General features: G+C 38.5%; 3 protein-coding genes. All 3 read left to right on the forward strand.

Translation table 11 applies throughout. The features are described 5' to 3' along the window. Positions 1–456: hypothetical protein (locus tag ACFP56_RS21600; RefSeq protein ID WP_379238560.1), on the forward strand; the 456-nt coding region annotated here is incomplete at its 5' end. After that, complete coding sequence (locus tag ACFP56_RS21605) at positions 456–2,693, forward strand: hypothetical protein (RefSeq protein WP_379238562.1); 2,238 nt, start codon at positions 456–458, stop codon at positions 2,691–2,693. The genes ACFP56_RS21600 and ACFP56_RS21605, both read left to right, overlap by 1 nt. 12 nt (positions 2,694–2,705) lie before the next feature. Next, a partial coding sequence (locus ACFP56_RS21610; protein ID WP_379238564.1) for a hypothetical protein occupies positions 2,706–4,888 on the forward strand: 2,183 nt, incomplete at its 3' end.

Genomic DNA, 4,888 nt, shown 5'->3' on the forward strand with positions numbered 1-4,888 from the left:
CGTTTAGTTAATGTGCCGTTTACGCAAGAAACAACAGATGGATTAAAACTGACGGTTCATAGTGCTTATTTGTATAAGACCTCTTCTGTCGAAGGAAAAGCACTACAAAAGAAGTATGATTTTTATGATTACGATAAGGCGACAGACATTCTATTCTTAAACATCACACTTGAGAATAACACTGGAAGAATTGTTCAAGAGAATTATCATGATATGAATCCTAAAATGTATGCAGTTACTAATATTGGAACAATAATGGAGCAAGCAATTTCCTCTGTTTATATAGGTAACAATAATGAGACGTATATTCGAGACTATAGACTAGAATCTGGGGAGAGTATAACTAGCAGTATTGCCTTCTTGAATGTAAAAGGAGTAGAAATAGATTTTATCGGTATTGAAGCTAGATTTAAAGCTGGTAGTAACTATAAAGAGATTGCAGAGAGGGTAAACTAATGATCAAGCGTTTATGTTTAAGCCTGCTTATTGTGATTTTATTCATTGTATTTATTCCGTTCGAGAAAGTAATTGCCAGTAATCAGCATACTTCTCAACCACCATATGAAGTGAAAGAAGAGATACTAGATCAAAACACAAGGGAATACACAATCAAATTCCCAGAGGATGCATCGATGGTGCTCTATCAAGCTGACACGTATAGCTATACAGGCAAGGGGAAAATTATTCAGTTTGCGCCGGATCGTGAGAAGCGAGAGATTAAAGTTGTTATTCAAGGTGAAAGTAATGCTGGAACAGTTGATGTCAAAGGATATTCTAGTGAAAGAAAAGTTAAGCTACGTTCCAACCCAGGCAACGCCATGTGTCGGTACAGTGATGGAATCGATTGGCAAGTCGCTACCTACAATTTGAATGACGGTGTTTTAACGCAAAAAAGATATTCCAGCTCTTTGCCCGAAACTAAAGGTGCGTCCATTCCACCGACCAATATTCCATACGGCAAAATAAACAACATTACGACGTTCGTACAGCCTGAAATTAACGTTGCAGCTACGGTATGGCTAGATAGCAACGATAATGTGATTCCAAGTAATAAAATTGATTATTCAACCGTTGTGCTGCCGAAAAATCAGATTTATCCAATCATAGGCACGCCTGCTTTTATAAAAAATCAAAGCTATGATGAGAAAAAACCTGAAATCGGTGTGCAGTATACGCCAACAGAAAGACCGTTGGATCCATTACGAGACATTAAGACAGACAACCCCGCTTTTCTAACAGGACATGCTATCTGCAAAATGTACCCTGTTACGATTGAGTATGTGCTATCAGCTAAAGCTAAGTTAACTGGCTATTCATATGGTGGGAACATTACTTTTCAGTATATTACGTTAGATGAACCAGCAATTATCGGTGAACTGATTGCAGATCCAAACAGTGTGAAGTTCACCGATAAAGACATAAAGGTTAAAGTCACATTAAATGCCGAAGTCGTTAATTTAACGAAGCCAGGCGTGCTGCGTGATTATCGTATCTACTTGCGAACCGAGGACGGAAGCCAAAGCGCACCAATGATAAAAGTGTCAGCAAACGGAAAAACCAACGTTTCGGGCAGCTATGAATTCACGATACCCAAAGAAGCAATGGCAGGAAAAGAAGATATAACGCAAGTTTTCAATGGACGAGCCACCGTAGATTTCAAAACAGGTGAATTGTACAAAGGGCAGTTAAATACTGGCCTACTATCGGCCAATACATATGTATATAAAAACCCTCCTAAACCCCCTGAACCAGAAGTGCCAAAACCACAGTTGATCCCCCCAGTTGCTGTCATAGACGGCGCATCAGAAGTGAAATTAGGCGATTATATACCCTTCCATGGTTTTTACTCTTACGATCCAGATGGAACAATTGAAGCATACCGCTGGAAAATGCCTGGCGCACGACAGCCCAATATAGAGCTGGATAAATATGACCTGAATTATGGCGAGGTGCAAGCGTGGTATGACAAGCTCGGTCCACAGCAAGTTCTACTGTATGTCAAAGATAATGATGGGCTGCAAGCGGGTACCTATTATTCGTTCAATGTCATTGAACCAACTGTAGAAGCTGGCATTAACCAAACAGGTACATTAAAGGAAAATCGAAAAGTTACCTTTACTGAAAATTCTGATAGTCCAGTGAAATATCCTGTTATCAATGAAAAAACACGATGGACGATCGAATCGGAAGATGGCAACTTAAATGATCAAATAAAATATGCTGGATCGTTAAATAGGAAAAAATCAATTGATGTGCTATTCAAAAAGGCGGGCAGATATAAAGTGACGCTATCAGTGGAAAATACTGCTGGCTATACCAGTACGGTCACAAGAATTTACACGATCAAGCCCGATGAAGCACCATATGTGAATTTTGAGTTTCAACGCAAAATATATCGTGATCCCGAAAAAGGAAATATTGCTACTTTTACTTTGAAGGATCGTTCTTATTCCTATGACGGTGACACGATAGCGAAGCGAAATTGGTATGTGATATTTGATGCCAATAACGATGGTGTATTCAATGAACCACGTGTATTATTCGCAACAGGTAATGAAACGGAAGTGGAGTATGAAGCAGCGAGTGTTGGGCAGTATCGTTTTCTGCTAGAAGTGCAAGAGGAATTTGGACAGCCAACAATTGATGCGTTTGTAACGAGTAATGATCGTAAGAAAGCAAATACATGGCAATAGGGAGCCCACAATATGAACAAGAAAAAAATAATATGGTTAGTATTGTGCCTACTGTTACTAACATCATCAGTTCCTGTACCTGTTGGAGCGCTTGAAATGGGAGACGACACGGGGGAGGTTCTAAACCTTCCCCCTTTTGTTGACTTTGAAATGAAGGAACAACGCAAAGTAGATGTGATCGTAGACGTAGGCAATACAAGTAAAACGTTGGATGAAATCAATAGTCTAGTTAATGAAGTGCTGCGACCAGCACTCGCAGCAGATGGTCTGGATTATAAGATTCATGTGGAGAAATCGAGTGAAGGTAAAACGAGACAGTATTTTGCGGCAACACCTTATATTGACAATAGCGACTTGAGCTATACGAGTTTTTTATATTGGGGGCCTTTGTATTACTTTGATACCATGACAAACGAAGTGGTAAAAGTAGCGGATACTGCAATAGATTCAGCTACAGGAGCAAACAGTATCGCTTATATGCTAGAAGACGAAAAATCAGTCTTTTATTATAGTTCTGCCGGTGTAAGACTTACTCAATTTGGAGAGCCATCGCAACCAGGGTTAATAAGATCGGCACAACCAATATTTCATCCATATGGACAAGTATGCGTGTCCGATGGATCAGATTTAGTAGCGTCACCATTAGACACGTTCATAGGACATGTAACACTTACCCAAGATAGTAAAATTATAGGAATGACTAGAGGGCCAACGAGTAGTGGGAATTGGAGTAATTGCAGACAGCCAGCATACCAAGTTGTTTATTATGATTTTGAGGATGCTAAGAGATCTGTAGAAACCTTACCTTGGACGTATGCTGTTTCAGGTTTTTTTGGAAATCCTTGGGGGTATAACACTGTAAAATTTGATAGATTACTTAATCATTTTATGTATTTATACCAACCAGTACTTGGACCCTCGTATAATGCAGACCATATTGCACGATATACACGTTTTTTAGTAACGAATGATGGTGCTTTATATGACACAAATCATATCGGATTCAAATACTATTCCAGTCTAGATAGGTATATAGCAAGTAAAGGAACTATAGCACCCGATTTTGTTTTACAAGATGTATATCAAAACACAAGTAATTATCCAACAACAAATGAAAAAGCGGATTACGGAACATTGAAACAACCGTATAAACTAGATCCAGCAACAGGAGATTTAATTTTTAGTGACCCTATTTTTAGCACATGGCATGCTGAATCTGGAAGTAGGTATTATTATACTGTATCTCGTTTTGATAGAAGTGAAAATAGAGTTGTAAAAGGTAGGATAAATGAAGGAGCATCATCATATACCCACAGCGGATATGAATCTTCTGTTGATTGGTGGGCTATAACAGATGATGGAAGAATAGTATCAATAGATAAAAATAATCGCAAGATAATCATTGTGGATGATGTGGACGGAGAAAAGCATTATATAGATTTAGCATTGTTTGATAAACCAGGTCTAGGATATATACAACCATCAGGACTGTTAGGAAGTTACTTATTTTTCACCTCAAACACGCAAGACGGAACAACACCGTTATTATACAAATTGAATCTTGATACTGAAGAATGGAGCGAGGTTTTAGATAAAACTTTTATAGCTGAAGATTGGGCATTAGGAGGAAGGAATAAAGTAAACATAAGATTAATTCCTTATCTTGACCACGTAACTGGGGAAAAAAGGTACATGACAGAAATTCTTAATGAAGTACCTTATAGATCAGAAGCGGAGAAGTATTATATCCGCATAGATGATAATTTATTATCGCAGCTGAATAATCCAAAAGAATTGGCAAAACTAGCAACGGAAATGCTAGCGCAGCAGGTGACATACATTCCACTGGGTACTTCTTCCAATGAAGCACAACACAAACGGCTTTTAACAACGATAAACAACAAAGGACGCTTTATCAACAATTCCAATCAGCGTGCAGCTATGACACAAGCTGCAGACCTAATAACCAACCGTAAAGAAGCAGAAGTTCATGTACTCATTGCGAATGAAACAATACCCTTAAATACAATAAAAAGTAATATGGCAGCTATGCAAGCCGAACTGCAAGTAGAAAATATTTTATCAACTGTCAACTATATTCAAGGTACGTCTAACTCAAAGCTGTTTGAGCTGGTTAACCGCATTGAGTGGAACGATGATCGTAACAATTATGTGGTGATGTTCAATCGAGGTAG

The organism is Paenibacillus septentrionalis (genome assembly GCF_042659865.1).
Classification (GTDB): domain Bacteria; phylum Bacillota; class Bacilli; order Paenibacillales; family Paenibacillaceae; genus Pristimantibacillus; species Pristimantibacillus septentrionalis.

Coding starts and splice junctions, on each gene's coding strand:
- ACFP56_RS21605 (WP_379238562.1), top strand. CDS start 456: ATGATCAAGCGTTTATGTTTAAGCCTGCTTATTGTGATTTTATTCATT.